We start from the raw sequence: 26,255 nt of genomic DNA on the forward strand, positions 1-26,255 counted from the left end.
GTGCGCTCCCGCGGAGACTTCCTTCATGTCGCTCGTCACCATTCTGCTCATCATCCTGATCATTCTCGCCTTCGGTGGTGGCGGCTTCCTCGGCGGCGGCGCCTACCGCGGCCCGGGCTTCGGCCTCGGCGGCATCCTGCTCATCGTCCTGATCGTTCTGCTCGTCACCGGCCGTCTCTGACGCCGGCGCGGGCGCGAAGCTCGTCCGACCGAGGTGGATGCCGGCTCGCTTGAAGGACGGGCGACCACACGACGACAAAGGGGCCTGTCGCGTGATCCGAGGATCGCGCGGCAGGCCCTATCTCGTACAGCCGAGCCCGATCACGGCGCCCCCGACTGCCGAGGCGGCGGCGCCGACGCTGCCGGCGGTGGCCGCCGACGGTTTCGTGGCGATGCCGCCCTCGGCCAGGAATGCGGCGATCACGTCCTCCGGGATCACAGGAAAGCTCGCCGGCGGCACCACGCCCGCCACCAGCCGCGGCGCGGCGGGATAGCGGGCGACGAGTCCCGCGAGGCCGCCCGCGCGGTCGAGGACCGGTGCCCCCGCCGACCCGGGCTGAAGCGGTGCCGTCACCCGCGCCTCGCCCGACATCGCAGCGAACATCGCCCCCGGGGCCACCGACACACCCGCCCCGTCGGCGGCGACCACCACCCGATCCTCGGAGGCGGAGGTCCCGTGCAGGCCCGGCAGCTTCGGTGCCGGCAGGCCGGCGGCCTCCAGAAGCGCCAGACCCCGCTCGCTGCGCAGGACCTTGGCCGGGGCGGCGCCGACCCGCAGGTTCGGGCAGGTCTCGACCACGGACGACGCGGTCAACACGCGGCCCGGCGCCACGACGAGGCCGGTGCCGACCACCTGCGGCGGCGTCACTTGCGGCGGCGTCACTTGCGGGGCCGTCACTTGCGAGGTCATGCCGGCCGGGGGCAGGCCCGTGGCCGGCGGTTTGGTTGCCGGCACGGCCGCGATCCTGGGCGCCTCGGCCGGCGCGTTGGGAAACGGCACGAAGCTGTTGGCGATGGCGATGACGAGGCGGTCGACGTCCGCAGCCTGCGCCGCCTCGTAGCCGATGGCGAAGCCGCGGATGCCCGCCGGTCCGGCGGCGTAGCGGAGGTAGGAACGCCCCGACGCGGTCTCGCCGGTGACCACGATGAAGTCCGGCCGCTTGAGCTTGTACGTCACCTTGCGGTCGGCGAGCGGCGCGGTCGCGCGGGCGAACAGCGCCTCGAGGTCGGTGCTGCCTGCGGGAAACGACCGGCTCTCCAGGGTCAGCCGCCCGTCGGCGCTCTGCCAGCGGGTGCCGCCGGGCACGGCGCTGCGCTTGGGCACCATCCGCTCGGGGACGCCGAGCACCGCGCCGCTCGCCGGGTCAGCCAGCACGGCGAAGCGCACGGCCTTCCGCGCGGCCTCGCCCGCGGCCAGGATCGCGGCGCGGCTCCTGGGGTCGAGGGGGTCGGCCCCGGCGGTGCGGGCGCGGGCGGCGTTCAGCGCCTCGAAGGTCCGCCGGCCGAAGGCGCCGTTGACGACGCTGTTGTAGTCGCCGGTCCAGACCAGCGCGTCCTGCAGCGCTTTGCGCTCGGCCTCGGGTAGCGCCTCGAACGCGGCCCGCATCGCCTCGAAGGCAGGGTCCGGCGCGGTGGCGGGCGCGCGCGGCGGCGGCACCTTCGGCGCCTGCGCGACGGCGGGCGCGGCGAGCAGGGCGAGGGCCACGGACAGCGGGCGGGCGGCAGACAGGGCGCGGGCGGGCATGCAGGCGATTCCCGGTGCGTGGAACGTGCCGGACGGTGGCAGAGGCCGCTGCCGATGGCCAGGGCGCAGGGCTTGCGCGGCCCTCGACAATCCGGGCGGACGCCCCACCCTCACCGCGAAGCTGAGTTCAGTGAGAGGCGCCGATGACCCATCCAGCGATCGAACCCGGCCGTGCGGCCGTCGTCACCGGCGCCGCGAGCGGCATCGGGCTCGCGGCGGCGAAGGCCTTCGCCCGGGCCGGCATGAACGTCTGGCTCGCCGACCTTCCCGGCGAGGCGCTCGAATCCTCCCGCGCCGAGGTGGCGAAGCTCGCAGCAGTGGAGGTCCGCGCCGTTGCCCTCGACGTCGGGGATCGCGCGGCGATGGAGGCGTTCGCGCAGGCGGTCGCCGCGAGCGGACCGCCTGCGGTGGTGATGCTGAACGCCGGCATCGAGGCGGGCGGCAAGCTGTTCTCCGACGCCGACACCTGGCGCCGGATCCTCGACACCAACCTGTGGGGGGTGATCAACGGCATCCACGCCTTCGCGCCGGGGATGATCGCGGGGGCCAAGCCCGGCGCCGTCATCGTCACCGGCTCGAAGCAGGGCATCACCACGCCGCCGGGCAACACGCCCTACAACGTCTCGAAGGCGGGGGTGAAGGCGGCGACCGAGGCGCTCGCCCACGACCTGCGCGGGCGGGACGGCTGCCGCACCACGGCGCACCTGCTGATCCCGGGCTTCGTCTACACCGGGCTGACCAAGGCCCGCGGCGTCGCCGAGAAACCGCCCGGCGCCTGGACGCCGGAGGAGACCGTGACCTTCCTGCTCGGTCGGATGGAAGAGGGCGACTTCTACGTCCTGTGCCCCGACAACGAGACCACCCGCGCCCAGGACGAGCGCCGGATCGCGTGGGCTGCCGGCGACATCATCGAGAACCGCCCGGCGCTCTCGCGCTGGCACCCGGATCATGCGGAAGCGTTCCAGCGGGCGATGGAGGGGTAGGCGCGCGAAGACGCGACCCGGCGTCGGATCGTCCACGACGAAAGCCCGGTGCGGGGCCGCACCGGGCTTTCGCGCGCTTCAAGCACGCTCAGCGCCGAGACCTGACTCGGCCGTCAGGCCGGGATGGCGGCGGCGAGCGCCGCGCTCGGGGGAGTCTTCGGGCGCGGCATCACGCCGACCGGGCACGGCGGCGGGTCGTCGTCGTCGTCGCGCCGCCTCGGACGGACGTAGCGATGCAGGTCCGTGAGACGCCGCAGGCGGCGCGGTGCCGCGCGTGCCGCCGGAGGCCCCGTCCGCCGGACCTCCCGGTCGAGCTCGCCGAGCGCCGCGAGCACTGCGTCGATCGAGACCGGCTCGGCCCGTCTGCCGACGAGGCACCGCATGCCCGGCGCCCCTTCGAGCACGCAGGCATCCGACGCCCAGGATACCAGGATCGCGCGCTTGTCCGCCGGCGAGAGCATCGGGTGGGACAGGACCTCGCGCGGGTGGCGAAACACGTCGCCGGGGGCGACGAGCGCCTGCCAAGCCTCGAACGAGGCCGGAAGCGCGCCGCCCGATTGGTGCGCGCCGACGGGGGGCCGGCCGGGGCCGACGCCCACGTTCATGTCGGGGCCGGTGTCCCCGGAGTGGAAAAGGTGCGTCTGCATCATCGACGATCCTCCTTCCTGAATACGGGTCTACTTCCTGTTACGGGTTGGATGGGCGATAGGGGTCGTCATGCCCCCGCGGGCCCGGCGAGGCTCGCGGGGGGCTCGGTTCGCGGTCGGGCAGGGCCCCGTGGGTTCAGGCCCCGCCCACGCTGCCGCCTCAGGCGGCCTTGCGCGTGGACTCGATCCGCGGCGCGTTGTCTTGGCCGGCGGACTCGCGCCCCACGGCCTGGCTCACGGCGTCCTGCGACCCGCCGATCGGGATGCGCCGCGGCTTGAGCGCCTCGGGCACCTCGCGCTTGAGGCTGACGGTGAGCAGGCCGTTCTCAAGGCTCGCGCCGACGACCTTCACGTGGTCGGCCAGGTTGAAGGTCTGGCGGAACGTGCGGGCCGCGATGCCGCGATGCAGGACCTGGCGCGCGTTTTCGGAGGAGGTCTTCTGGCCTGTCACCAGAAGGCTGGAATCGTGCTGCGTCAGCTCGATCTCGTCGGGCGCGAAGCCGGCGACGGCCATGGTGATGCGGTATTCGTCGTCCGCCACCCGCTCGATGTCGTAGGGCGGCCAGGTCGACGAGGCCTCGGCCTGCGTGGCCTGGTCCAGCATCGAAAACAGTCGGTCGAAGCCGACCGTGGAACGGTAGAGCGGTGCAAAATCGAGGGTCCTCATGACCACATCCTCCTTGGAGCAACGTGATGACAAGGGTCGCCGGATGCCTTGACCCGGCGCCCGTAGCGCGAGCCGTCGTTCGGCCTCGCGCGTGAGAAACGACCGGCGCGTGATCCGGTTCCCAAAAAATTCGCGTTTCTCGAAATCAGGTCGCCGCGTCGTGCGGGACGGGCCTCTCCGATTGAATCTGGGCGGCGTCCCAAAACCCCTTCCCGATCCTCGCAGGCGACGCCACATCCGTTTATGTTCGATTCGAACGATCAGGAGAGCTTGCCGTGTACACTGTGAAGGCGAACGACCATGCGGGCCGGCCCGCGACGTTCGCGTGCGGCACCGCCGACCAGGCCCTGGAGAAGACCTGGGAACTGGCTCGGCGCGGCTTCAAGGACATCGTGGTGACCGATCCGAAGGGCCACGCCTCGAACGCTGCCGCGTTCGAGCGCTCGCTCGACCTGGCCTGAGGCGGGCGCCGGCTCGGATGGCCCACCACCACGACGACCACGATCACAGCGAGCTGTCCCCCGTCGAGGCGCGGGTGCGGGCGCTCGAATCGATCCTCGTGCAGAAGGGCTACGTCGAGCCGGCGGCGCTCGATGCGCTGGTCGAGCGCTACGAGACGCAGGTCGGCCCCCATCTCGGGGCGCAGGTGGTGGCCCGTGCCTGGGTCGATCCGGCCTATCGCGAACGGCTCCTGGCCGACGCCACCCCGGCCATCGCCGAGCTCGGCATCGGTGGGCGCGGCGGCGAGCACATGGTGGTGGTCGAGAACACGCCCGAGGAGCACAACCTCGTCGTCTGCACCCTGTGCTCCTGCTACCCCTGGCCGGTGCTCGGCCTGCCGCCGGTCTGGTACAAGGCGCCGCCCTACCGCGCCCGCGCCGTGATCGACCCGCGCGGCGTGCTCGCCGCGTTCGGGGTGCGCCTGCCCCAGGCGACGCGGATCACCGTGTGGGATTCCACCGCCGAGCTGCGCTACATGGTTCTGCCGATGCGGCCGGCCGGGACCGAGGCCCTCGACGAGCGCCAGCTCGCAGCCCTGGTCACCCGCGACGCGATGATCGGCACCGGGCTGCCGGGCGCACCCGCAAGTGTTCCCGCAAGTGTGCCAGCATGAACGGCGCCCAGGATCTCGGCGGCATGCACGGGCTCGGCCCGGTGATGCCAGAACCCGACGAGCCGGTGTTCCACGCAGCTTGGGAAAGCCGTGTCTTCGCGTTGGCCATGGCGATGGGCTTCACCGGCGCTTGGACGCTGGACGGCAGCCGCGCCGCCCGCGAGGCGATGCCGCCGGCCGACTACCTGCGGTCGAGCTACTACGCGATCTGGCTCGACGCGCTGGAGCGCCAGCTCGCCGCCCACGGCCTCGCGCGGCCCGACGAGATCGCCCGCGGCGTTCCTGACCCGGACCCGGACCCGGACCCGGCGCCGGTGGCCCGGGTCCTCACCGCCGACATCCTGGAGCCGCGCTACCGCGCCGGCTTCCCGAGCGACCGGCCCGCCCCGGCGCCGGCGCGCTTCGCGGTCGGCGACGCGGTGACGATGCGCAACATCCACCCGCCGACCCACACCCGCCTGCCGCGCTACGTGCGGGCCAAGAGGGGCACGGTGCTGCGCGTCCACGGCACCTTCGTCCTGCCCGACACCAACGCCTACGGGGAGGGCGAGAACCCGGACTGGCTCTACACCGTGGCCTTCCCGTCGAGCGAGCTCTGGGGCGAGGACGCCGACCCGAACGGGCGTGTCACCGTCGCGGTGTTCGAGCACTACATCGCGGGCGGCCGCACGTGAGTGTGCCTGCCTCCCCATTCTCGGCGCCGTGGGAGGCGCAGGTCTTCGCGATGGTGGTGTCGCTACAGGAATCGGGGCTGTTCACCTGGGCCGAGTGGGCCGACACCCTCGGCGCCGCGATCCGCCCCGCAGACGGCCCCGAGGCGCCGGCCAATTACGGCCGCTGGCTCGCCGCCCTGGAGATTATCCTCGCCGCCCGCGGCATCGCCGACGCCGACACTCTCGACGCCCGCCGCGACGCCTTCCTCCGCGCGGCGGAGGCGACCCCGCACGGCCTGCCGATCGCGCTGGAGAACGATCCGCTGTTCCGGCGATGAATGACGCGTCAGCCGACACGACGCCGGATCGCCGACCGCGCGATGCGTCCGATGTAGGCGTGGGTCCCCTCTCCAGAGCGGGAGAGGGACAGGGTGAGGGATGAGAACTTTCCGGAGAGGTCACGCCCCTCACCCCGACCCTCTCCCTATGAGAGAGGGAGCCCGCGGTGCCGCCCTCGACACGGCGTGCGATGTCGGCCCGATGACCCGCCGCAGCCTCCTCGCCGGCGCCGCGGGCCTTCTCGCCGCGCCGGCCCGCGCCGCGAACGATCCGTTCGGGCCGATGGGCCGGCCGTCCTGGGCGGCCGACAGCCTGCAGGCGGCCGCCGCCCGCACCGGGCTGACCTATGGCGCCGAGGTGCCCGGCTTCCGCTTCGCGCGCGACCCTGCCTACCGGCAGGCGGTGGCACGGGAGGCCGGGATGCTGGTCTGCGGCACCGAGATGAAGATGGAGGTGGTGCGGCCCGAGCCGGGGAAGACAGACTTCGCGCAGGCCGACGCCCTGGTTCGCTTCGCCCGCAGCAACGGCCAGCGGATGCGCGGGCATACCCTGGTCTGGCACGAGGCGCTGCCGCCTTGGGTGCGCCCGCTGCTGGCCCGGGCCACCGCCCCCCAGGCGGAGGATTTTTTGCGCCGCTGGATCGAGACCGTGGCCGGCCGCTACCGCGGGCAGATCGCCTCCTGGGACGTGGTCAACGAGGTGCTGTCGCAGGACGGCGGCGGCCCGGAGGGATTGCGCGAGAGCCCGTGGCTGACGGCGCTCGGCCCCGGTTACGTCGATCTCGCCTTCCGCATCCTGCACGAGGTCGACCCGAAGGCGGCCGGGTGCTGGAACGAGGACGCGGTCGAGCAGGGCGTGCCGTGGATGGAGGCGCGCCGCATCCGCGTGCTCAAGCGTCTGGAGGGCATGCTGGCGCGCGGCGTGCCGATCCGCCGCTTCGGCCTGCAATCGCACATCACCAGCACGGTGCCGATCGACCAGGGCCAGCTCCGTCGCTTCCTCCGGGAGATCGGGGCGATGGGGCTCGGCATCGAGATCACCGAGTTCGACATCGACGACCGGGCGTTCCCTGCCGACGTCGCCACCCGCGATCGCAAGGTCGCCGACCTCGCGAAATCCTACCTCGAGGTGGTGGCGGCCGAGCCCGCCGTGCTGAACGTGATGTCCTGGGACCTCTACGACCCCGACACCTGGCTGAACGACCACCCCTACCGCAAGCGTCCGGACGGCCTGCCGCAGCGCGCGCTTCCGCTCGATGCGCAGTTCAAGCGCAAGCCGCTCTGGCATGCGATGAAGGCGGTGTTCGGCCAGGCGCCGGACCATTCGGCGGCGCGGGCGAAGCTGCGCTAGGCCGCGCCCGCCCTCACGCTCCGCGTGTGTTCCTGCGGCCGTGAGTCCGGTGCGGAGAGGTCGCGGGAAAATGATCGCGCCGGCCGTTTCCGAGCCGGCCGATCCGTGAAAGGTCGCGATGGCCGGTCGGGACGTTCGCGCGCGGCGGTCGAGCCGTGGGAGGCCGGGTTTGAGCGCGAGCGGCCGGATGCGGGCTCGGCAGAGGACGATCCGCGCACCCGTGGGATTCGCTGCGGGATGGATCGCGTTTTGCGTGGCCCTCGGTCCGTCGCCCGGGTGTGCCGACGACCTCGCGGCCCTGTTCGAGCCGGGCACCGTGATCTCCGTCGGGGGCTTCGCCGGGACCGGCGCGCGCTTCCAGGGCGCCCGCGCGGTCGGCCTCTGGGGGCTGCCCTACGCCTCCTTCCGCAAGGTGGACGCCCCCCGCGAATGGTTCTCGCCCGACGACGCCCTCGACGTCGCCTTGGTGGACGCCCCCGCGATCCAGGCCGGGGCCGTGCTCGATGTCCGCAGCGGCCGCTCCGTGCACGACGACCGCAGCCTCGCAGGCTTGCCGCGCCGCCCGGTCGCGGCGGCGCTCGGCCTGTTCGGCGAGGTCTGGCCGGTGGACGACGTCCTGCGGCTCCGCGCCGAGGTCACGCAGGGGCTGCGTGCCCATGACGGCGTCGTCGCCAAGCTCGGCGCCGACCTCGTCGGCACCGCCGGCCGCTTCACCTTGAGCGGCGGCCCCCGCCTCGTGCTCGGGGATGCCGCCGCGATGCGCCTCGACTTCGACGTGCCGGTGGCCTCCGCGAACGCTAACCCGCGCCTGACGCCCTATCGCGCGACCGGCGGAACCCGCTCGGCCGGCGCGATCGTGGCCCTGGCCTACGACTGGTCCGACGCGTGGCGGACGCTCGGCTCCGTCCGCTACGACCGTCTCGTCGCCTCGGCCGCCGGAAGCCCGATCGTCCGGCGCGTCGGCACGCCGAACGACGTCACGGTGTCTGTGGGGGCGATCTACTCGATTCGGACCGATCGGTGACGGGGTGCAGCGACAACCGAAGGTATAACGTGGTGTTGATACTCACGAATGCGTGAATGTTGCTGGTCGGGCACAATCGAACCCCGATCGTCGCTGACGCAACGATTCCAGGGATTATATCCAAACGTTTCTGGCTATGCCTCTTCGAAAGAGGGGGGCGGACCGTGCCACGGATACTGTTGACGGGTGCGACCGGGCTGATCGGCGGTGCGGTTCTGCACCGGGCGCTCGAAGGCGGCGACGACGCGACCTGGGTCTGCCTCGTGCGCTGCGCCGGCGTCGAGCAGGGCCGGCAGCGCATCGCGGCGCGGCTTTCCCGCTTCACCGACGCCTTCACCGCCCAGCGCCTCGCCCGCAAGGTCGAAGTGGTGCCCGGCGACTTCACTCGGGCCGACATCGACCGGGACCCGCGCCTCGACGACTGCACCCATGTGCTGCACTTGGCGGCCGACACCTCGTGGTGGGGCGACGAGCGCGTCTACCGCACCAACCACGACGGAACGCTGGCGCTGGCACGGCGCGCCCGGGCGATGCCAGACCTGCAGCGCTTTCTCCATGTGGGCACCGCGATGATCTGCGGCGCCGACGCCGACGAATTCGTCGCCGAGGACGACTACCCGGCGGCCGACGCCCGGCACATGGTCGCCTACACGGTCTCAAAGGCGGCGACCGAGACCTCGCTGGCCGAGCACTTCCCCGACCTGCCGGTCGTCGTCGCCCGCCCCTCGATCGTCGTCGGCCATGCGAGCCTCGGCGCGGGGCCGAGCTCCAGCATCCTATGGGTGCTGCGCGCCGCAGACGCCCTGCGCATGCTGCCCTGCGCGCCGGAGAGCCACGTCGACGTCGTCCCGGCCGACTGGGTCGCCGAGACCCTGATCGGGCTCCTGACCAAGCCGACGCTCGCCCACGACCTCTACCACCTCTCGGCCGGCGCCCGCGGCCGTACCACCTGGGCCGAGGTCATCGCCGCCTTCGAGGCGGCGGAGCCGAGCGACGGACGGCGCGCCTTCCGGCAGTTCGACCTCGTCGCCGACCGCGCCGTGCTGCGCCGGCGCTTCGCCGAGGTGTTCGGCCTCGACGGGTCGCTGAAGCAGGCGATGCTCCGCGCCGTCCGCGCGTACTATGCGTTCTGCGCCCTTGACGTGACCTTCGCCAACGATCGCCTGCTCGCCGAGGGCTTTGCGCCCGCGCCGACGCTGCCGGCCTACCTGCCGGTGTGCCTGGCGAACGGGGCGACGATCGTGGAGCAGTTCGCCGACGACATCGAGATGTTCGCCGTGCCGCCCCCCGCGCCCGAGGCCCGCGCCGCCGGCGACGCGCTGGCGGCCAGCGCATGAGCCCGTACCTGACGCTGGCCGTCGCGATCGGCGCCGAGATTTCCGCGACCCTCGCGCTGAAGGCCGCCGACGGCCTGACCCGGCCGATCCCCACCCTGATCGTCGCCCTCGGCTATGGCACGGCTCTCTGGCTGATGTCCTCGAGCATGGACATGCTGCCGATCGGAATCGTCTACGCGATCTGGGCCGGCGTCGGCATGGTCGGCGCCGCGATCGGCGGTGCGCTTCTGTTCGGCGAACCGGTGACGCTGCCGATGATCGCCGGCATCGCCGTCATCGCCTGCGGCGTGGCGATCCTGGCGAGCGCGCGCGTCGAGGCCTGAGAAGGACTCACGCCGTCGCCAACCGCCTATCGTCCACCGCCCGCACCGGCGAGCCCGGCACGAACGCGTCGAACGCCGCCCAGAAATCCTCCCGGATCGCGTCGCGTTCGGAGAGGATCTCGTGGCGGGCGTCGGGCAGCACCAGGATGTGGCCGGCCTTGAGCCGCGCGGCGAAGCGCTGGGCCGCCGGCGTGCCGCAGACCGGGTCGGCGCCGGCCGCCACGATCAGCGTCGGGGTCGCGATGCGGGGTGGCACGCGCGGGTCGCGCAGGCGCGCCACCGCGCGGAAGGCTTCCGCCGTCCAGGCGATGGTCGGGTCGCCGACCGCGCCGGCGCCGACGGCGAGCGCGGCGGCGGCGTTGCGGGCGTAGCGCGCCGGGTCCCGCGTCAGCCGGTTGTTCGGGTAGGGCTTCGTCGCGATCGAGACCGGGCCGCCGCCGGGCACGTAGCGGCTGCCGAGGCCGAGGCGCTGCAGCAGCCGCGTCGCGCCCGAGGCGAAGGCGGGCGAGCGCACCATCTTGATCGACAGCATCGGCGCCACCGTGACGATCCGCCGGAACGGGAGCCACCCGTCCAGCGCCCCGGTGAGCGCCACGCAGCCGCCCATGGAATGGGCGAGGCAGACGTGCGGGTCGGGCATGAACGGCACCAGCACCGCGTCGCGGATCGCCAGCAGGTCGCGACGGTAGTCGTCGAAGGCGGCGACGTGGCCCTTGTGCGGGTCGTCGACCCGACGGTCCGACGAGCCCTGGCCACGCCAGTCGAAGGCGACGACGGCGAAACCCCGGGCGCGCAGGTCGCGGATGGTCTCGTAGTACTTCTCGATGAACTCGGCCCGGCCCTGCAGCAGGCAGACCGTGCCCTTGCAGGTCCGGGTCGTCGCGGACCAGCGCGCCGCCCGCAGGGTGCAGTCGTCGGATGTGCCGACCGCCATCACCGTGGCGCCGGGCGGGACCGGGTTTCCAGGCGTGTCGTGCAGGCTGAGGAGTGCGGCGTCCTGCCGCATCTGGCCCGTCGTCCGGCCGGGTCTTGAACGCACCTCGAACCCCTCCAATATCACGATCGTACCGGCCGTCAGGCGGTACGAGCCCGGTCCGGCCCACGCGGCGGACCATAGACTCAAATCAGCATGTTGCTCCACGGAGGATGTGTCTTATGCGTCAGTTCGATCTTGCTCCCCTCTACCGTTCCACCGTCGGTTTCGACCGCCTGTTCTCGGCCGTCGACCAGTTCGTGGCGACCGACGCGGTGCCGACCTACCCGCGCTACAACATCGAGCGCACCGCCGAGAACGCCTACCGCGTGACGGTGGCGGTGGCCGGCTTCACCGAGGCCGACCTGTCGATCGAGGTGCGGGAGAACGCGCTGACCGTGAAGGGCGAGCGCAAGCCTGATCCCGAGCGTCGCGCCGAGGTGCTGCACCAGGGCATCGCCGCCCGCGGCTTCGAGCGCCGGTTCCAGCTCGCCGACTACGTCCAGGTGACGGGCGCGGCGCTGGAAAACGGCCTCCTCCACGTCGACCTCGTCCGCGAGATCCCTGAGGCGAAGAAGCCGCGCCGCATCGAGATCGCCATCGGCGGCAAGACCCGCGCGCCGGCGATCGAAGGCGCAGCCACCGAGGTCCCGGCCGAGGTCCAGAAGGCCGCCTGACCTTGGTCTGCTGACCCTGGTTGCATGACTTGAGAAGGAGCGTCCCGGCCGATGGCCGGGGCGTTTTTCTTTGCGGGGGCCGACCAGGGCGCCGGACAAGACGGGAGCGGCGCCGCACTGCCGCCCTCCCGAGCGGGCGAGGGGGGACTCGCGCCCGCTTCGGCACCGCGGGTGGTGCGTCGAAGCGTTCGAACGGCCGCCAGCGCATGCCGCACGCCCTTTTCGGGGGCGGTGGCGGACTGGGCCATCATGGCGAGGCCGAGCTGCAAAGCGAATTCACACGGGGCAGCCCAAGACGCGCGCCAACGCCTTCGCCACCACCGGATACGATCCGAGCGAAACTGAAAACGTCCTAGCGGTTTCGGTACCAGTCCCAGGCCAGGAAGGCGGGGAACGGGAGGATGATGGCGAAGAAGATCCAGTCGAACATCTGCGGCATGGTGCGGTCCTTCCCTCCCCCTCACTGCCTCCTACCGGGGGTTGCGCGGTCAAGTTCCAGTCCTGTGCTGCCGTCTGCGACAGGACATCCGGCTCGGGAGGTGTGAGACCGAGCTGCGCGAGGTGGTGGACCTCAGGTCGTCGTGTGCCGGGACGCCGGGGTCGGCCACCTACGGGGTCAGCGGTCCTCGCGCTCCCTCTACGACTCGGCCTCACGGCGAACCAGCTCGCGGCCGAGCTGAAGCAGCAGCAGGCGGATCGTCGCCCGCATCTCGGGTGTTCCGTGGGCCTCGATCAGGGCATGCGCTTCGAGGCAGACCTCGGCCATGCGGTCGAGCGTGTCCGTCGCCACCGTTGACCCCCACCTGGATTCGGGCAAAATGTTGCGCGCAATCGATGTCGCGACGCGACGCTACTATGGCCGGCAAGCCAAAGCCGCGCAACAACGTAGACGATAGAAGCGCCACAGTATGCAGAAGCCAGATATAGCCGAGGCTGAGCTGAGCAACGGGCTTATGATCGCCAAGTTGGCGAGGATCGCCGAGGCCCTGGATTGCCCGGTCACGGACTTCTTCGAGGTCGAAGCCAACGCGATGAACGAGACGGCGGCCCTGCTCGCCTCCTGGCACGCGATCTCGGATGCAGACGCGCGCCGCGAGGTGCTGTCCTACGTCCGCGCGGTGGCCGGCGGTGCGTCGCCTGCGGCCCCTCAGGATGCCGCACTTTAACGTGCGACGTTGCGACTTTTTCGGAGCCGGGTAAATTTGGGCGATGCCCGACGCACCCGATTCCGATCTTCCGACGAGCGTGATCGCCGAGTCGCGCGCGGTGATCGCGCGATCGCGAGCGGTCCGCCTGGAGGCGCAGGCCCAGCGCGAGGCAGCCCGGGTCGTGGTCGATCAAGTCCGGGCGATGATCGCCCAGTCGCAGGCGGACGGCGATGCCGGCGGCCGTACCGGTTCTGAGCGCACGCCCTGACGGATCGATCCGGCGCGGGTCGGCCCCGAACCGTCAGCGGCTCAGGAGGTGCAGGCTGAACAAGCCGTCCGGATCGAGTCAAACGTTTTTGGGCGTCCAGCCGGCCCGTCCGGCGAGCGCCTGGAACACGTCGGGCGAGTGCTTATGCGAAACGTCGGTGCGGACGCTCTCGCCGGCCGCGAAGTGGACCGCGTCCGTGCCGAGGTGCCAGGTGTCGGCGCGGGCGGCCACGAGGTGGGCCTCGACCCGCAACGGGTCGCGCAGGATGCGGATCTCGTGGCGGAAGGCGTCGCGGTCGATACCGGCATCGAGTTCGCGGTTCAGCCGCCCGATGTAGTTCAGGTGGAGCGCCGGCATCAGCCCGTCGCAGCCGCCGTAGACCCGTTGCAGCCGGTCGGCGTCCTGCGTCGGGTCAGCCCCGACCAGGAGGTGGCTCGGCCCGAGGGTGTCGCGCGCCCGTGCCAGGAAGGCCTCTGCCTCGGCCGGCGCCAGGTTGCCGATGCTGGTGCCGGGAAAGAACCCGAGCACCGGGCCGTCGGCGAGGTCGACGGGGAGCCGGATCGGCTCGGCGTAGTCGGAACAGACCGGGATCATCGCGATCTCGGGATAGTCCTGCGCCAGCGTCCGGCCGGAGGTTTCGAGGTAGTCGCGCGAGATGTCGATCGCCACGTAGCGGCGCGGCCGGTCGAGGCCGTCGAGCAGCGTGCGGATCTTGCGGCTCGCGCCGCTGCCGTACTCGACGATCGTCGCCCCGGGCCCGACCAGCGTCGCGATCTCCGGCACCGCCTGCGGCAGCAGCGCCATCTCGCGCCGGGTCGGATAGTAGTCGGGATGATCGCAGATCCTGTCGAACAGGATCGAGCCGGCCTCGTCCCACAGGTACTTGCCCGGCAGTCGCTTTGGCGTCTGTCCCAGGCCGGCGAGCGTAGCGCGCAGGAACGCGTCTCGCTCGGCCGTCTCTTCCGGCGTCATCGCTGGCTCCCGCGCGTCGCGGTGAGGACGACGAGGGCGATGCGCTCCGCGTCGGCGTAGGCCGGTCCCTCGAGTTCTTCGCCGTAGGCGTCCGGGTCGAACTCGCGATACGACCAGCTCAGCCCGGCCGCCTCGCAGGCGGCGGTCGCGGCTTGGCGGAACGGATCCTCCCCCTCGACGATCGCCGAGCCGGTGAACAGCACCAAGCTGCCGCCCGGCGCGAGGCGGGCGCAGGCGGCCTCGACCACGGCGAGCGACAGGCCCTCGCCGTAGGCCCCGCCGCCGTCGCGGTAGGTTCGCCCGGCGCGGTCCAGCATGAACGGCGGGTTCGAGACGACGAGGTCGAACTCGCCTTCGACCCCCCCGAGGAGGTCGCTGCGGCACGGCACGACGCCGTGGGCGCCCGCGAGCTGCGCGTTGGTCGCAGCCGCCGCGAGCGCCGCGTCGTTGATGTCGACGAGGATGATCTCGGCCTCCGGGTTGCGCCGGGCGATCGCGATGCCGGCAGCCCCCGAGCCGCAGCCGACGTCGACCGCACGCTGGACCGCCGCCGTGCGCCCGTCGAGATGCTCGACCACGGCCGCAACGAAGCGGGCGGTGTCGGGGCCGAAGAACACCACGTCGGTGGCGTCGGGCGGGTAGGCGGAGTGGACGAACAGGCCGCCGTCCAGGCTCGAAACCCGGATCGTCGCGCGCCAGGCGTCGCCGTCGCGGGCCAGCACGCCGGCCTCGCGCATCGCCGCGAACAGGTCCGGCGGCAGCAGGTCCTCGACGAAGGGCCGGCTCCAGCCGAACACGTCGCGCAAGCTGCGCGCCCGCGCGTTGCGGGGGCGGGCGTTGACGCGGGCATGGGTGGCGGGTGTCACGGTGGTGAAGGCATAGCCGGTGGCGCGCAAACGCTCGACAAGGGCGACGAGGGCGGGGTTCGCATCGAAGCGGTCGCTCATGAAAGGGTCGCTCATGGCGTCTGGTCCGCGGCGGATGGCGACCGCCTAGTGGCGGGGGGCACCCGGAACGCCCCGCCGCGCAGGTCCGCCGCGATCGGCCCGGCCTCGCGCCGAAGCTCCACCGCACGGCGCTGGAACGGGCACGCCCAGTCGTCGGGCACTTGGCGCCCGCTGTATTGCGGCGCCTCCGAGCGCTCGCCGTGGCGGGTCAGCATCGGGTTGACCGAGCCCGCCCACGACACGTCGCGCGCTTGGATGGTCTCGCGCATCCGCTCGTAGCGCCCCTCCGCCCGCAGCCGCTCGAACTGGTCGTGCAGGTTGAACACCAGGGCCGGCGCCGCGAAGAGGCGCGCCTTCCGGCTCGCCCCGGGATGCAGGCCCACCACGAAGAACGCCTCGCCCGCAAAGCTGAGGGAGAAATGCGCGTCCTGCGGGTCGGGGGCGACGCGCGCGTCGTAGGCGTGGCCGAGGCGGCTGTCCTGATCCGACAGCGCCTGGAGCCGGTCCCACATCCGGGCCTCGAAGCCTTCTTCCGACAGGCCGCCAGGGCGATCGAAGATCACGACGAGGCTCTGGAACAGCTCCGGTCGCGCCCGGTAGCGGCAGACGAAGGCCATCAGGGCGGCGTGCATCCGGGCGTCGTCGTCGGCCGCGCCGATGTCACGCCCGATGACGAAGCGGATCTGCCCGCGCGCCAGGGCGGCCTTGGCGCCGACGCAGGGGAAGGACGGGTTCTGGATGAGGTCGCGGAAGCGCTCGGCCAGGGGATGGCCGGCATCGTCCCTCGGGAAGCCGATGTCGCACGGAAGGTCGATACCTCTTGGGAGATCGATGTCTTTTGGGAAATTCATACGCACCTGTCACGATCGCGCCCGGGCGCGCCGCCTCCTGCGAGGCGGCTGCGTTGAATCCGTGCCGTTGAGGTCGGAGGCCGGCGGTTCGAAGCACCCATCGGGGGCTTGCCGTCGGCCTGCCGTGGAAACCTCGCCTCGAATGGCTTGTTCCGAAGACGTTTTCGCGAAGAACGAAGTTTAACGCAGGTTATGGTCGCTTCAGCTTTGGCGATCGATTGAATAACCGCGTTTCTCGGTGGGCCGCCTTTCGTCCGCCGCACTCCTGGCGATCATCGCGGACGGGCTCTTCGCGGCCAGCGCGGAGTCGGTGAGACGGCAAAGCGTCGCGGACGGGAAAGCCGGCGCCCGTGGCAGGGTTTTCGCCGAAGACGATGCGTCGATGTCGCGCAGGACGGCCGGGACCGAGGGCACGATGGACGCGCGAAACCAGATCACCCGAGCGTCAGGCCAAGCGCCTTTGGAAGCGAAGGCTTCGGAAGCGGGATCGTCGGACGGGCCCCGTCCGCGCGAGATCACCCTGCGCGGGATCGTGCTCGGCGCCGCGATCACGGTCGTCTTCATCGCGGCCAACGTCTACATGGGCCTGAAGACCGGCATGACCTTCTCGTCGTCGATCCCGGCGGCGATGATCTCGATGGGATGCCTGCGCCTGCTCGGCGGCTCGAACATCCTCGAGAACAACATCGTGCAGACGCAGGCCTCCGCCGCGGGCACCCTGTGCAACGTCATCCTGATCCTGCCCGGCCTCGTACTGATCGGGCACTGGCACGGCTTTCCGTTCTGGCAGACGAGCGCGGTCTGCGGCCTCGGCGGGCTGCTGGGCGTCGCCTTCTCGATTCCCCTGCGGCGCGCGCTGGTGACGAGCGCGGGCCTGCCCTACCCGGAGGGCGTCGCCGCCGCCGAGGTGCTGCGCACCGGCGAAGGCGCAGCCGGCGCCCGGGGCCTGCGCGACCTCCTCGCAGCGGCGGCGGGCGCCGGCGCGATCGGGCTCGCGACCACCGGCTTCCGGGTGCTCGCCGACGGCGTCCATGGGACGCTCGCAGCCGGAGGCGCCGTGTTCCGCCTGGGCACCGGCTTCTCGCTGGCGCTGGTCGGCGTCGGCTACCTCGTCGGCATCGGCGCGTGCCTGGCGCTGCTCACCGGCGTGGCGATCGCCTGGGGCGTCGCCGTGCCGCTCCTGACCGCCCTCGGCCAGGGTGAGGGTGCGACGCACGCCGAGATGGCCGAGGCGGTGTGGTCGGGCCAGGTCCGGCTGATCGGGGCCGGCATCATTGCGGTCGGCGGCCTCTGGACGGTCGGGTCGCTCGCTCGTCCGGTCCTCGGCAGCGTGGCGACGGCGCTCGCCTCGGCGCGCAAGGACGGCTCGGGCCTGCCCGGCCGCGACCACCCGCGGGGCGAGCGCGACCTGCCGATCACCTGGGTCGGCGGCGCCCTGCTGGCGCTTACCGTGCCGCTGGCGTGGCTGTTCGCCAACTTCGCGTCCGGCGCCGAGCTCGGCGGAAGCCTGCCCGTGCTCGTCGTCGCCGCCACCGTGTTCGCCGTGCTGTTCGGTTTCCTGATGGCCGCCACCTGCGGCTACCTCGCCGGCCTCCTCGGCTCGTCCTCGAGCCCGATCTCCGGCATCGGCATCCTCACCGCCATGGCGGCGGCGGTGCTGCTGCCGCTGCTGATCGGCCGCTCCGCCGGCCCGGAGGGCGACCGCTTCGTCATCGCGATGGCGCTGCTCGTGGCGGCGGTCATCGTCACGATGGCCTCGATCGCCAACGACAACCTGCAGGACCTGAAGACCGGCCAGCTCGTCGACGCCACGCCGTGGCGCCAGCAGGCGGTGCTCGTGGTCGGCGTCGCGGTAGGCGCGGCCGTCGTCGCGCCGCTCCTGTCCCTGCTCTACGAGGCCTATGGCTTCGTCGGCTCGCTGCCGCGTGAAGGCATGGACGCCGCCAACGCCATGCCCGCGCCGCAGGCGGCGCTGACCTCGCAGATCGCCGCCGGCATCGTCCACGGCACCCTGCCATGGCGAATGGTTCTGGTCGGCGCCGGGCTCGGCGCCGTGCTGGTCGCGGTCGAGGCGTGGCTGCGGCGGCGCGGGCTCACCTTCCCGGCGCTCACCGTCGGCATCGGCATGTACCTGCCGCTGTCGGTCGAGATGACCATCGCGGTGGGCGGCGTCCTCGGGTGGCTCGCCGAGCGGAGGCTCCGCCGGCGCGCCGAGGCGCAAGGGGATGACGCCGACAAGGCGACGGAGGCGGCGCGCCGCCGCGGCGTCCTGCTCGCCTCCGGCTTCCTCGTCGGCGAGAGCTTCGTCGGGGTGATCCTGGCCGTCGCCGACACCCTGGCCGGCCGCAGCGCGGCGCTCGCCCTCGTCGGCCCGGACTTCGCCTCCTACGCGACGTGGATGGGACTGGCCGTCTTCGCCGGCGGCCTCGCCGTGTTCTACCGGCTGACCGGGCGGGCGGAGCCGGACGAAGCCGTCGCGTAGGCGCGTCCTCGAAGGTCTGGCGGAGCGGGCAGATGTCATGGGCGAGTCCCCGCCGCTGCCCAGGTGCCGCGCGAAGGATCGTTTGACGACTTGCCCTCATCCGCGACCAGATCCTGAAGCGCTTCTGCTGCGTCCTCCGCCAGCCATCCTCGCTGCATCCGAGACCTGACCCCATCGGTCGTCGGGGTCAGGACGAAAACGTCCGCCCTCGCCCAGGCTTCTTCAGCCCGCCCGGGCTCCCGTTCGGTCCGAAACCGCACAGAACCAACCCCGGCGACCGAGGTTGCACCCGCATGGGCCGCACCTTCCGATCGGCGGCCGGGAGCTTGAAGCCGATGAAAGCCCTCGTCTGGCACGGCACGACCGACATCCGTTGCGACACGGTTTTCGATCCGACCATCGAGGACGGGCGCGACGCGATCATCAAGGTCACGAGTTGCGCGATCTGCGGCTCGGACCTGCATCTCTACGACCACTTCATGCCCGGCATGAAGGCGGGCGACATCATGGGCCACGAGACCATGGGCGAGGTGGTCGAGGTCGGGAAGGACAATACCGCGCTCAAGGTCGGCGACCGGATCGTGGTGCCCTTCACGATCACCTGCGGCCAGTGCCCGCAATGCCGGCGCGGCAACTTCTCGGTCTGCGAGCGCACCAACCGCAACAAGCCGCTTGGCGACGCCGCCTTCGGCCACACCACGGCGGGCCTGTTCGGCTACACGCACCTGACCGGCGGCTATGCCGGCGGACAGGCCGAATACCTGCGGGTGCCCTTCGCCGACTCGACGCACATCAAGGTGCCGGACGGCATCCCCGACGAGCACCTGCTGTTCCTCTCCGACATCTTCCCGACGGGGTGGCAGGGCGCGGTCCAGTGCGACATCCAGCCGGAGGACACCGTCGCGATCTGGGGCTGCGGCGCCGTCGGGCAGATGGCGATCCGCTCGGCGATCCTGCTCGGGGCCAAGCGCGTGATCGCCATCGACCGGGTGCCCGAGCGCCTCGAGATGGCGCGGGCGGGGGGCGCCGAGGTGCTCGATTACGACGCGGAGCCGAACATCGTCGCCCGGCTCAACGACATGACCGACGGACGCGGGCCGGAGAAGTGCATCGACGCCGTCGGGCTCGAAGCGCATGCGCTCGGCGCGGTCGACGCCGTCTACGACCGGGCGAAGCAGGCGATGATGCTGGAGACGGACCGCGCCCACGTCCTGCGCCAGATGATCATGGTCTGCCGGCCCGCCGGCATCCTCTCGGTGCCGGGCGTCTACGGCGGCCTGATCGACAAGTTTCCGATCGGCGCCCTGATGAACAAGGGCCTCACCGTCCGCACCGGGCAGACGCACGTGAAGCGCTGGACCGGCGACCTGCTGCGGCGGATCGAGGAAGGGCAGATCGACCCGTCCTTCGTCATCACCCATACGATCGGGCTGGAGGACGGCCCGGAGATGTATCGCACCTTCCGCGACAAGCAGGACGGCTGCATCAAGGTGGTGATCCGGCCATGAGCACGATGCGACACCCCTACCCGACGCGCCCGGCGCCCGGTCGCGGCGCCCAGGCCGGCCACCAGGAACTCGCCCGCGGCCTCGGGTGGTTCTCGATCGGCCTCGGCCTCCTCGAACTCGCAGCGCCGCGGGGCCTGTGCCGCACCCTCGGCCTCGAAGGGCGCGAGACGTTGGTGCGCAGCTACGGCGTGCGCGAGGTCGCGACCGGCGTCGCCATCCTCATGAGCCACGACCCGACCCCGTGGATCCTCGGCCGCGTCGCGGGCGACGCCCTCGACCTCGCGACCCTGGCCCAGGGCTTCGACGGCGATCGCGAGCAGCGCGCCAACCTCGTCGCGGCAACCGCGGCGGTGGCTGGCGTGACCGTGCTCGACGTCGTCTGCGCCCAGGGGCTGATGGCCGACAAGCGCCTCTCCCCGCCCGGCCGCTACGATTACCGCGACCGGAGCGGCTTTCCGCGCCCGCCGCGGGCGATGCGGGGCGCAGCCGCCGACTTCGAGACGCCGCCCGATTTCCGCGTCCCCGACGCGTTACGGCCATGGCGGGACGACGGCGCCGCCTGATAGCGGCATTCCGTAAATTACAGTGATTTGCCGGCAAACGACACGCGCGGTCGACGGCTGTCCGCCGGCCCGCACGGTTACCCCTCAACGGCGATCACTTCCGAAGCGAAAGGCGCAAGGCACATGGTCCAACAGGTTTCGGTCGGGGCCAGCGCGCGCGCCGGCGAGGCCGCCGGGGACGGTAGTCACGCGCTCCTGCCCGATCTCGCCTATCGCCGGGTGGTGATGGTCAACGTCGTGTTCGTCGGCGCACCCGACGCGGGCGACCGCGGATGGGTGCTGGTCGACGCCGGCATCCCCGGCGGCAAGGGCCTGATCAAGGGCACGGCCGAGGCACGCTTCGGCGCCGGCGCCCGCCCGGCGGCGATCGTGCTGACGCACGGGCACTTCGACCATGTCGGCGTGCTGGAGGACCTCGCCGAAGAGTGGGACGTGCCGATCTACGCTCACGCTGCGGAGCGGCCTTATCTCGACGGCAGCGCCTCATATCCAAGCCCCGACCCCACGGTCGGCGGCGGGGCGCTCGCGCTGCTGTCGCCGCTCTACCCGACGAAACCGGTCGACGTGGGCGTACGCCTCGTCATCCTGCCGGCGGACGGGACGGTGCCGCCGATGCCAGGCTGGCGCTGGATCCACACGCCGGGCCACAGCCCGGGCCACGTCTCGCTCTGGCGCGAGGCCGACGGGTCGCTGATCGCCGGCGACGCCTTCGTGACAACGGCGCAGGAATCCATCTACGCGGTCGCGCTGCAGGAGCCCGAGTTCCACGGCCCGCCGATGTACCTGACCATCGACTGGTCCGCCGCCGCCGCCTCGGTCCGCCGCCTCGCCGCGCTCCGGCCCGAGCGCGTCGTCACCGGCCACGGCCGGCCGCTGGAAGGTGCGGAGATGCGCCGCGGCCTCGACGCCTTGGCGCAAGACTTCGAAGCCGTCGCAGTCCCGGACCACGGCCGCTACGTCGCCCACCCGGCCCAGGCCGAAGACGGCTCGGCCTATCGCGAACCGTGATCGAGCGCCCGTCTTCCCTCCCTCGAAGAGTGGGGAGGGAGGGGAAGCGGTCTTTCAACACGCGACACCGCTCCTCGCATGCGCATCCGCGAGGCCGCATGCACCCCTCAAAGGGCCGAGCGCGCAAGCAGGTAGACGACCGCCGCCGCCAGGGTGAGGGAGACGAGCTTCCAGAACAGCACCGGGTCGCGCTCCAGAAGGGCCGTCCGCCGGAGGCCGGGCAGCGACGGGTTCGGGTGGCGCAGGTCGTGGACGAAGGCGGAGAGCACCTCGTAGCGCTGGGCCGGGTTGGGGTGCACCGCCTTGCGCAGGGCCGCGTCGACGTAGGCGGGTAGACCGGTGCGCGCCGCGGCGAGGGAGACGTAATGCAGGCGTTGGGCGCGGGCCGCGCTGAAGGCCCGCGTCGCCTCCGCGCCGTAGGGCAGGCGTCCCGTGAGCATCTGGTAGGCGATCACGCCGAGCGAGAAGATGTCCGATTGCGGCGTGGCGGGCCGTCCCGCGAGGCATTCCGGCGCGGTGTACTGCACGGTGCCCTGCACCGTCTCGTCGACGGTCGGGTCGTCCTCGGCGAGCCCGGCGATCCGTGTGGAGCCGAAGTCGATGATCCGGACGGTGCCGGCGGCGTCGACCAGGACGTTGTGGGGTCGCAGGTCCCGATGCACCATCTCGCGCCGGTGGAAGGCGCGAAGGCCCACCGCGACCTGCTCGACGAGGCGCCGGACCTCCTCGAGCTCCGGCTTGGGATTGTCGCGCATCCACTGGGCGAGCGTCCGGCCCTCGACATAGTCCATCACCGTGTAGAGGTGGCTGCGCCGCCGGGTCCGGGGCGGGGCGCTCAGAACGTGCGGGCTGCCGATACGCCGCGCGACCCATTCCTCCATCATCAACCGCTGTAGGCCGGCCGGATCCGCATGCAGGTCCGTCGAGGGCACCTTGAGGGCGACCGTGAGCCCGGTCTCCCCGTCGACCGCCAGGTAGACGTGGCTGCGGTGGCTCGCATGCAGGGTACGCAGCACGCGGTAGCCGTCGAAGGTGGTCGGCGGGTCGAGGAGGGGGCCCGGCGGCAGGTCGTCGGCCCGGCCCGACATCTCGTCCAGCTCGCCGTCGGGGACGGCGTCGACGCGCACGATCTGGACGGTGAGGTTGTCGCCGCTGCCGTTCTCGTAGGCCCGCCGGACGATCTCCCGGGCGGCGCGATCGAGGTCGTCGCCGTGCTGCGCGATCTCGGCGACGATCGCCTCCGGCCGCACGTGCTCGTGCACCCCGTCCGTCGTCAGGACGAAGACGTCCCCACCCTCGATCACGACCGTGTGGTGGTCGATCTCCACGTGCGCGGCGGCGCCGAGGGCGCGGCCGAGGTAGGATTCCTCGGCGGAGAGGACGACGCGGTGGTCCTCGGTGAGCGCTTCGAGCGAGCGCCGCACGACCCGGGAGATGCGGGCGTCGCCGACGTGGAAGATGTGCGCGGTGCGCGACCTCAGGATCAGGGCGCTGAAGGTGGTGACGTAGCCGCGGTCGCGCGCGCCCTCGGGGTCGTGCAGGTGCCGGTTGCGCCGGGTCTCGGCATGGAGCCACGAATTCGTCGCGGCGATGACCCGGCTCGCCGCCGTCTTCACCGACCAGGTGTCCGGGGTGTCGTAATAGTCGGACAGGAAGCTCCGGACCGCCGTCTCGCTCGCGACGTGGCTGACCGGGCTGCTGCCGATCCCGTCGGCGATGGCGATCGCGCCGCCCCTGAGGGCGAGCGCGGCGCGCCCGGGGACGAGCGCGCCGTGGAAGTCCTGGTTGGTCTCCTTGCGCCCGCGCTCGCTGTGCTGGCCGAGGGAGAGGGTCAGGGACGAAGGCATCGGCGGATCCCGGCGGTCGGGCCCGGCGCCCTGCGGCGCGAGGCCCGACCGGTCGAGCCGGCGATCAGGCCGCGAGGCGGCGCTCCGCCTGGACGACGGTCCGCTTCGGGGCCGTCCGGACGTGGGTGGTGTAGAGGGTCAGGCCGGTGAAGGCGAGGCCGCCGACGAGATTGCCGAGCACGGTCGGGATCTCGTTCCAGAAGAAGTAGTCGCCGACCGAGAACTGGCCGCCCATGAGCAGGCCGAAGGGGAACAGGAACATGTTCACCACCGAGTGCTCGAAGGTCATGTAGAAGAACAGCATGATCGGCATCCACATGGCGATCACCTTGCCGCTGACGGTGGTCGAGATCATCGCGCCGACGACGCCGGTGGAGACCATCCAGTTGCACAGCATGCCGCGGATGAAGATCGTGAACCAGCCGCCGGTGCCGTGCGCGGCATAGCCGACGGTGCGGCGCTCGCCGATGTGGGCGATGAACTCGCCGACCTTGTCGGCCGGCGCGGTGAACCCGAAGGTGAACACGAAGCCCATCATGAGCGCCACGGTCAGCGCGCCGAGGAAGTTGCCGATGAAGACGAGGCCCCAGTTGCGCAGCACGCCCCCCCAGGTCACGCCCGGCCGGCCGTCGAGGAGCGCCAGGGGCGCCAGCACGAACACGCCGGTGAGCAGGTCGAAGCCGAGCAGGTAAAGCATGCAGAAGCCGACCGGGAACAGGGCGGCGCCGAGGATGGGGATGCCGGTCTGCTGCGTGATGGTGACGGCGAAGACCGCGGCGAGCGCCAGGATCGCGCCAGCCATGTAGGCGCGAATGATGGTGTCGCGGGTCGACATGAAGATCTTGGATTCGCCTGCGTCCACCATCTTGGTGACGAACTCAGCAGGGGCGAGATAGGCCATCTTGGTCCTCTTACGATTCGGGCTTCTGCAAAGCTCGCCGGACTGCGCGGCCCTTGGCCCCTCGTCCGGCCACGCTTCATTGCGCGGCCTGCACCAGGAGATGTGCGCGAAGCCGGCACACCACCTGTCAGCAAACCCGAAGCAAGACCTGGGCCGATCGGAAACGCGTTACCTTCGCGGATCGCGCCTGCGGCGATGGTTCGTTTCGGACCTTCGAATGGCGGGGTCGCACCCTCTCAGGCGCGAGAAGGCGTGCTCGCTGGCGGAGCTGCAGGATCACACGCGCGTCGCCCCTCCAACTGGAGGCCGGCGCCCGGTCAGGGCCGAGCGGCCTGCAGGCCCGGCACCGCCGCGAGGAGCGAGCGGGTGTAGGCATGATCCGGCTGGCGAAAGAGGTCGGTCGTGGGGCGCATCTCCACGATGGCGCCGCGATGCATCACGGCGATGCGGTCGCAGATCTTGGCGGCGACGCGCAGGTCGTGGGTGATGAACAGCATCGCGAGGTTCAGGCGCTGCTTGAGGTCTTCCAGCAGGTCGAGCACCTGCGCCTGGACCGAGACGTCGAGGGCCGAGACCGCCTCGTCCGCCACGAGCACGTCGGGCTCCATGGCGAGCGCCCGGGCGATGCCGATGCGCTGGCGCTGGCCGCCTGAGAAGGCGTTGGGGTAGCGCTCGGCCGCGCTCGCCGAGAGGCCGACGAGGTCGAGGAGCTCGCGCGCCCGGGCGCGCGCCTCGCGCCGGGGCGTGCCGTGCGCGATCGGGCCGGCGGTGATGATCTGCTCGACGGTGCGGCGCGGGTTCAGGGACGCGAACGGGTCCTGGAAGATCATCTGGATGCGTCGCCGCTCGTCGCGCAGGGCGCGCGGCGCCAGCGCCGTGTAGTCGAGGCTGCCGAGGCGCACCGTGCCCCGGTCCGGCTCGATCAGCCGGATCGCGAGGCGGGCGGTGGTGGACTTGCCCGATCCGGATTCGCCGACGAGGCCGAGGGTCTCCCCGCGTCGGACCTCGAAGCCCACCTCCTTCACCGCCGCGACCACGCGCGGCTTGCCGAACAGGCCGCCCCGCGTCGCGTAGGTCTTGGTCAGGCCGATGGCCGAGAGCGCCAGCGGCGCGTCCGCGCGGGAAGCGCGGGCCGGCGGCACCAGGCTCGGCACCGCCGCGAGCAGGGCCTGGGTGTAGGGGTGCTGCGGATGCTGAAGGACGGTCTCGGCAATGCCCTGCTCCACCAGTCGCCCGCGCTGGAGCACGGCGACATGGTCGGCGATGTCGGCCACCACGCCGAAATCGTGGGTGATGAACAGGACGCTCATGCCGCGCCGCCGCTGCAGGTCGCGGATCAGCTTGAGGATCTGGGCCTGGGTGGTGACGTCGAGCGCCGTGGTCGGCTCGTCGGCGACGAGGATCGAGGGTTCGAGGGCGAGCGCCATGGCGATCATCGCGCGCTGGCGCTGGCCGCCGGAGAGCTGGTGCGGGTAGGCGCGCACGATCTGGCCCGGATCGGGCAGGCCGACCTCGATGGCGAGCGCGACGGCCCGGTTCCTGCGCTCGGCCGGCGTGAGGAGGCCGTGCGCCTCGAACATCTCGGCGATCTGGTCGCCGATGCGCATGACCGGGTTGAGGGCGGTCATCGGCTCCTGGAACACCATGGCGATGCGGCGACCGCGCAAGGCACGCCAGCCGCGCTCTTCCAGGGTCAGGAGGTCCCGCCCCTCGAACAGGATCTGCCCGCCGACCGGCTTCAGCGCGCGAGGCAGGAGGCCGGTGAGCGCGTAGGCGCTCATCGACTTGCCCGAGCCCGACTCGCCGACGACGCAGAGGATCTTGCCCGGCATCAGGTCGAGGGAGAGGTCTTCGACGGCATGGGGACGGTCCGAGCCCTTCGGCAGCGCCAGGGTGAGATTCCGGATGCGGACGACGGGCTCGTTCATG

General features: G+C 71.8%; 28 protein-coding genes. 17 read left to right on the plus strand and 11 right to left on the minus strand.

Annotated elements, in window-relative coordinates; translation table 11 throughout:
- The first annotated feature begins 25 nt into the window (after nucleotides 1-25).
- Complete coding sequence (locus MFF13_RS14635) at nucleotides 26-181, plus strand: hypothetical protein (protein ID WP_007563230.1); 156 nt, start codon at nucleotides 26-28, stop codon at nucleotides 179-181.
- Nucleotides 182-298: 117 nt separating this feature from the next.
- On the opposite strand, the gene MFF13_RS14640 is transcribed toward MFF13_RS14635, so the two are convergent.
- Nucleotides 299-1,744 (minus strand): S1 family peptidase, encoded by a 1,446-nt coding sequence (locus MFF13_RS14640; protein ID WP_238272424.1) that lies wholly within the window; start codon nucleotides 1,742-1,744, stop codon nucleotides 299-301.
- Nucleotides 1,745-1,887: 143 nt separating this feature from the next.
- Here MFF13_RS14640 and MFF13_RS14645 point away from each other — a divergent pair, with 143 nt between their 5' ends.
- Complete coding sequence (locus MFF13_RS14645; RefSeq protein WP_147829124.1) at nucleotides 1,888-2,727, plus strand: SDR family NAD(P)-dependent oxidoreductase; 840 nt, start codon at nucleotides 1,888-1,890, stop codon at nucleotides 2,725-2,727.
- 113 nt (nucleotides 2,728-2,840) lie between these two features.
- Here MFF13_RS14645 and MFF13_RS14650 read toward each other — a convergent pair whose 3' ends face one another.
- Together MFF13_RS14650 and MFF13_RS14655 are read right to left on the minus strand one after the other, a co-directional pair.
- The gene (locus MFF13_RS14650) at nucleotides 2,841-3,374 is read right to left on the minus strand and encodes a hypothetical protein (RefSeq protein ID WP_373322542.1); all 534 of its coding nucleotides are present in this window, start codon (nucleotides 3,372-3,374) and stop codon (nucleotides 2,841-2,843) included.
- Between the two features lie 160 nt (nucleotides 3,375-3,534).
- The gene (locus tag MFF13_RS14655; protein ID WP_147829126.1) at nucleotides 3,535-4,041 is read right to left on the minus strand and encodes an Hsp20 family protein; all 507 of its coding nucleotides are present in this window, start codon (nucleotides 4,039-4,041) and stop codon (nucleotides 3,535-3,537) included.
- A gap of 275 nt (nucleotides 4,042-4,316) precedes the next feature.
- Between MFF13_RS14655 and MFF13_RS14660 the strand changes: the two genes are divergently transcribed.
- The 8 genes from MFF13_RS14660 (at nucleotide 4,317) to MFF13_RS14695 (ending at nucleotide 10,181) form a co-directional block, all read left to right on the plus strand.
- Nucleotides 4,317-4,502 carry a hypothetical protein gene (locus MFF13_RS14660; RefSeq protein WP_147729728.1) on the plus strand — a complete coding sequence of 62 codons (186 nt, stop codon included), beginning with the start codon at nucleotides 4,317-4,319 and terminating at the stop codon, nucleotides 4,500-4,502.
- 17 nt (nucleotides 4,503-4,519) lie between these two features.
- On the plus strand, nucleotides 4,520-5,155 hold the full coding sequence (gene nthA / locus MFF13_RS14665; protein ID WP_147829128.1) for a nitrile hydratase subunit alpha: 636 nt from the start codon (nucleotides 4,520-4,522) through the stop codon (nucleotides 5,153-5,155).
- Entirely contained in the window at nucleotides 5,152-5,829 is a 678-nt protein-coding gene (nthB, locus tag MFF13_RS14670; RefSeq protein WP_147815530.1) for a nitrile hydratase subunit beta, read from the plus strand. The genes nthA and nthB overlap by 4 nt, the downstream gene beginning before the upstream one ends.
- Nucleotides 5,826-6,146: a nitrile hydratase accessory protein gene (locus MFF13_RS14675; RefSeq protein WP_147761633.1), complete on the plus strand. Its 321-nt coding sequence runs from the start codon at nucleotides 5,826-5,828 to the stop codon at nucleotides 6,144-6,146. Before nthB ends, MFF13_RS14675 begins: the two co-directional genes overlap by 4 nt.
- Before the next feature lie 202 nt (nucleotides 6,147-6,348).
- Entirely contained in the window at nucleotides 6,349-7,497 is a 1,149-nt protein-coding gene (locus MFF13_RS14680) for an endo-1,4-beta-xylanase (protein WP_238272426.1), read from the plus strand.
- Between the two features lie 253 nt (nucleotides 7,498-7,750).
- A complete protein-coding gene (locus MFF13_RS14685) occupies nucleotides 7,751-8,521 on the plus strand; it encodes a MipA/OmpV family protein (RefSeq protein ID WP_187273638.1) in 771 nt (256 codons plus the stop codon).
- 179 nt (nucleotides 8,522-8,700) lie between these two features.
- Nucleotides 8,701-9,858 (plus strand): SDR family oxidoreductase, encoded by a 1,158-nt coding sequence (locus tag MFF13_RS14690; RefSeq protein ID WP_147761635.1) that lies wholly within the window; start codon nucleotides 8,701-8,703, stop codon nucleotides 9,856-9,858.
- Nucleotides 9,855-10,181: a DMT family transporter gene (locus MFF13_RS14695; protein WP_147751710.1), complete on the plus strand. Its 327-nt coding sequence runs from the start codon at nucleotides 9,855-9,857 to the stop codon at nucleotides 10,179-10,181. Before MFF13_RS14690 ends, MFF13_RS14695 begins: the two co-directional genes overlap by 4 nt.
- Nucleotides 10,182-10,188: 7 nt before the next feature.
- On the opposite strand, the gene MFF13_RS14700 is transcribed toward MFF13_RS14695, so the two are convergent.
- On the minus strand, nucleotides 10,189-11,187 hold the full coding sequence (locus MFF13_RS14700; protein WP_147829132.1) for an alpha/beta fold hydrolase: 999 nt from the start codon (nucleotides 11,185-11,187) through the stop codon (nucleotides 10,189-10,191).
- Nucleotides 11,188-11,336: 149 nt separating this feature from the next.
- On the opposite strand from MFF13_RS14700, the gene MFF13_RS14705 reads away from it, so the two are divergent.
- Nucleotides 11,337-11,831 carry an Hsp20 family protein gene (locus MFF13_RS14705; protein WP_238272427.1) on the plus strand — a complete coding sequence of 165 codons (495 nt, stop codon included), beginning with the start codon at nucleotides 11,337-11,339 and terminating at the stop codon, nucleotides 11,829-11,831.
- 637 nt (nucleotides 11,832-12,468) lie between these two features.
- On the opposite strand, the gene MFF13_RS14710 is transcribed toward MFF13_RS14705, so the two are convergent.
- Nucleotides 12,469-12,621 carry a hypothetical protein gene (locus tag MFF13_RS14710; RefSeq protein ID WP_187273639.1) on the minus strand — a complete coding sequence of 51 codons (153 nt, stop codon included), beginning with the start codon at nucleotides 12,619-12,621 and terminating at the stop codon, nucleotides 12,469-12,471.
- A 163-nt stretch (nucleotides 12,622-12,784) separates the two neighbouring features.
- Between MFF13_RS14710 and MFF13_RS14715 the strand changes: the two genes are divergently transcribed.
- Nucleotides 12,785-12,997 carry a hypothetical protein gene (locus tag MFF13_RS14715; protein WP_147815439.1) on the plus strand — a complete coding sequence of 71 codons (213 nt, stop codon included), beginning with the start codon at nucleotides 12,785-12,787 and terminating at the stop codon, nucleotides 12,995-12,997.
- Between the two features lie 43 nt (nucleotides 12,998-13,040).
- Nucleotides 13,041-13,247, plus strand: coding sequence for a hypothetical protein (locus MFF13_RS14720; RefSeq protein WP_147761639.1), 207 nt, complete (start codon nucleotides 13,041-13,043; stop codon nucleotides 13,245-13,247).
- A 78-nt stretch (nucleotides 13,248-13,325) separates the two neighbouring features.
- Here the strand turns inward: MFF13_RS14720 and MFF13_RS14725 are convergent, their stop codons facing one another.
- The 3 genes from MFF13_RS14725 to gntA are packed head-to-tail and all read right to left on the minus strand — an operon-like array spanning nucleotide 13,326 to nucleotide 15,963.
- Complete coding sequence (locus MFF13_RS14725) at nucleotides 13,326-14,219, minus strand: L-histidine N(alpha)-methyltransferase (RefSeq protein WP_238272428.1); 894 nt, start codon at nucleotides 14,217-14,219, stop codon at nucleotides 13,326-13,328.
- Nucleotides 14,216-15,181 carry a methyltransferase gene (locus MFF13_RS14730; RefSeq protein WP_187273640.1) on the minus strand — a complete coding sequence of 322 codons (966 nt, stop codon included), beginning with the start codon at nucleotides 15,179-15,181 and terminating at the stop codon, nucleotides 14,216-14,218. The genes MFF13_RS14725 and MFF13_RS14730 overlap by 4 nt, the downstream gene beginning before the upstream one ends.
- On the minus strand, nucleotides 15,178-15,963 hold the full coding sequence (gene gntA, locus MFF13_RS14735) for a guanitoxin biosynthesis heme-dependent pre-guanitoxin N-hydroxylase GntA (RefSeq protein ID WP_238272443.1): 786 nt from the start codon (nucleotides 15,961-15,963) through the stop codon (nucleotides 15,178-15,180). The genes MFF13_RS14730 and gntA overlap by 4 nt, the downstream gene beginning before the upstream one ends.
- A gap of 469 nt (nucleotides 15,964-16,432) precedes the next feature.
- Here gntA and MFF13_RS14740 point away from each other — a divergent pair, with 469 nt between their 5' ends.
- From MFF13_RS14740 to MFF13_RS14755, 4 genes are all read left to right on the plus strand, one after another.
- Entirely contained in the window at nucleotides 16,433-18,499 is a 2,067-nt protein-coding gene (locus tag MFF13_RS14740; RefSeq protein WP_373322543.1) for an OPT family oligopeptide transporter, read from the plus strand.
- Nucleotides 18,500-18,834: 335 nt separating this feature from the next.
- Nucleotides 18,835-20,007, plus strand: a complete 1,173-nt coding sequence (locus MFF13_RS14745) for a zinc-dependent alcohol dehydrogenase (protein WP_147829138.1) — start codon at nucleotides 18,835-18,837, stop codon at nucleotides 20,005-20,007.
- Nucleotides 20,004-20,570 (plus strand): cyclase dehydrase, encoded by a 567-nt coding sequence (locus tag MFF13_RS14750; protein ID WP_238272430.1) that lies wholly within the window; start codon nucleotides 20,004-20,006, stop codon nucleotides 20,568-20,570. Before MFF13_RS14745 ends, MFF13_RS14750 begins: the two co-directional genes overlap by 4 nt.
- Before the next feature lie 123 nt (nucleotides 20,571-20,693).
- Nucleotides 20,694-21,578 carry an MBL fold metallo-hydrolase gene (locus MFF13_RS14755; protein WP_238272431.1) on the plus strand — a complete coding sequence of 295 codons (885 nt, stop codon included), beginning with the start codon at nucleotides 20,694-20,696 and terminating at the stop codon, nucleotides 21,576-21,578.
- 107 nt (nucleotides 21,579-21,685) lie between these two features.
- Here MFF13_RS14755 and MFF13_RS14760 read toward each other — a convergent pair whose 3' ends face one another.
- The 3 genes from MFF13_RS14760 to MFF13_RS14770 all read right to left on the minus strand — a co-directional run bounded on the left by MFF13_RS14760 (nucleotide 21,686) and on the right by MFF13_RS14770 (nucleotide 26,254).
- Entirely contained in the window at nucleotides 21,686-23,425 is a 1,740-nt protein-coding gene (locus tag MFF13_RS14760) for a bifunctional protein-serine/threonine kinase/phosphatase (RefSeq protein ID WP_147829142.1), read from the minus strand.
- A gap of 64 nt (nucleotides 23,426-23,489) precedes the next feature.
- Nucleotides 23,490-24,326: a formate/nitrite transporter family protein gene (locus tag MFF13_RS14765; protein WP_147751719.1), complete on the minus strand. Its 837-nt coding sequence runs from the start codon at nucleotides 24,324-24,326 to the stop codon at nucleotides 23,490-23,492.
- A 317-nt stretch (nucleotides 24,327-24,643) separates the two neighbouring features.
- Nucleotides 24,644-26,254 carry an ABC transporter ATP-binding protein gene (locus MFF13_RS14770; RefSeq protein WP_238272432.1) on the minus strand — a complete coding sequence of 537 codons (1,611 nt, stop codon included), beginning with the start codon at nucleotides 26,252-26,254 and terminating at the stop codon, nucleotides 24,644-24,646.
- Between the last annotated feature and the right edge of the window lies 1 nt (nucleotide 26,255).

Origin of the sequence: Methylobacterium cerastii, assembly GCF_022179125.1 — a bacterium.
In the GTDB taxonomy this organism is placed as follows: domain Bacteria; phylum Pseudomonadota; class Alphaproteobacteria; order Rhizobiales; family Beijerinckiaceae; genus Methylobacterium; species Methylobacterium cerastii.

Excerpts from the sequence above, each read along its gene's own strand:
- MFF13_RS14635 (WP_007563230.1), top strand. The coding sequence starts at position 26 with ATGTCGCTCGTCACCATTCTGCTCATCATCCTGATCATTCTCGCCTTC.
- MFF13_RS14640 (WP_238272424.1), bottom strand. The coding sequence starts at position 1,744 with ATGCCCGCCCGCGCCCTGTCTGCCGCCCGCCCGCTGTCCGTGGCCCTC.
- MFF13_RS14645 (WP_147829124.1), top strand. The coding sequence starts at position 1,888 with ATGACCCATCCAGCGATCGAACCCGGCCGTGCGGCCGTCGTCACCGGC.
- MFF13_RS14650 (WP_373322542.1), bottom strand. The coding sequence starts at position 3,374 with ATGCAGACGCACCTTTTCCACTCCGGGGACACCGGCCCCGACATGAAC.
- MFF13_RS14655 (WP_147829126.1), bottom strand. The coding sequence starts at position 4,041 with ATGAGGACCCTCGATTTTGCACCGCTCTACCGTTCCACGGTCGGCTTC.
- nthA (WP_147829128.1), top strand. The coding sequence starts at position 4,520 with ATGGCCCACCACCACGACGACCACGATCACAGCGAGCTGTCCCCCGTC.
- nthB (WP_147815530.1), top strand. The coding sequence starts at position 5,152 with ATGAACGGCGCCCAGGATCTCGGCGGCATGCACGGGCTCGGCCCGGTG.
- MFF13_RS14680 (WP_238272426.1), top strand. The coding sequence starts at position 6,349 with ATGACCCGCCGCAGCCTCCTCGCCGGCGCCGCGGGCCTTCTCGCCGCG.
- MFF13_RS14695 (WP_147751710.1), top strand. The coding sequence starts at position 9,855 with ATGAGCCCGTACCTGACGCTGGCCGTCGCGATCGGCGCCGAGATTTCC.
- MFF13_RS14700 (WP_147829132.1), bottom strand. The coding sequence starts at position 11,187 with ATGCGGCAGGACGCCGCACTCCTCAGCCTGCACGACACGCCTGGAAAC.
- MFF13_RS14705 (WP_238272427.1), top strand. The coding sequence starts at position 11,337 with ATGCGTCAGTTCGATCTTGCTCCCCTCTACCGTTCCACCGTCGGTTTC.
- MFF13_RS14715 (WP_147815439.1), top strand. The coding sequence starts at position 12,785 with ATGATCGCCAAGTTGGCGAGGATCGCCGAGGCCCTGGATTGCCCGGTC.
- MFF13_RS14720 (WP_147761639.1), top strand. The coding sequence starts at position 13,041 with ATGCCCGACGCACCCGATTCCGATCTTCCGACGAGCGTGATCGCCGAG.
- MFF13_RS14725 (WP_238272428.1), bottom strand. The coding sequence starts at position 14,219 with ATGACGCCGGAAGAGACGGCCGAGCGAGACGCGTTCCTGCGCGCTACG.
- MFF13_RS14730 (WP_187273640.1), bottom strand. The coding sequence starts at position 15,181 with ATGAGCGACCCTTTCATGAGCGACCGCTTCGATGCGAACCCCGCCCTC.
- MFF13_RS14740 (WP_373322543.1), top strand. The coding sequence starts at position 16,433 with ATGGACGCGCGAAACCAGATCACCCGAGCGTCAGGCCAAGCGCCTTTG.
- MFF13_RS14745 (WP_147829138.1), top strand. The coding sequence starts at position 18,835 with ATGAAAGCCCTCGTCTGGCACGGCACGACCGACATCCGTTGCGACACG.
- MFF13_RS14750 (WP_238272430.1), top strand. The coding sequence starts at position 20,004 with ATGAGCACGATGCGACACCCCTACCCGACGCGCCCGGCGCCCGGTCGC.
- MFF13_RS14755 (WP_238272431.1), top strand. The coding sequence starts at position 20,694 with ATGGTCCAACAGGTTTCGGTCGGGGCCAGCGCGCGCGCCGGCGAGGCC.
- MFF13_RS14760 (WP_147829142.1), bottom strand. The coding sequence starts at position 23,425 with ATGCCTTCGTCCCTGACCCTCTCCCTCGGCCAGCACAGCGAGCGCGGG.
- MFF13_RS14765 (WP_147751719.1), bottom strand. The coding sequence starts at position 24,326 with ATGGCCTATCTCGCCCCTGCTGAGTTCGTCACCAAGATGGTGGACGCA.
- MFF13_RS14770 (WP_238272432.1), bottom strand. The coding sequence starts at position 26,254 with ATGAACGAGCCCGTCGTCCGCATCCGGAATCTCACCCTGGCGCTGCCG.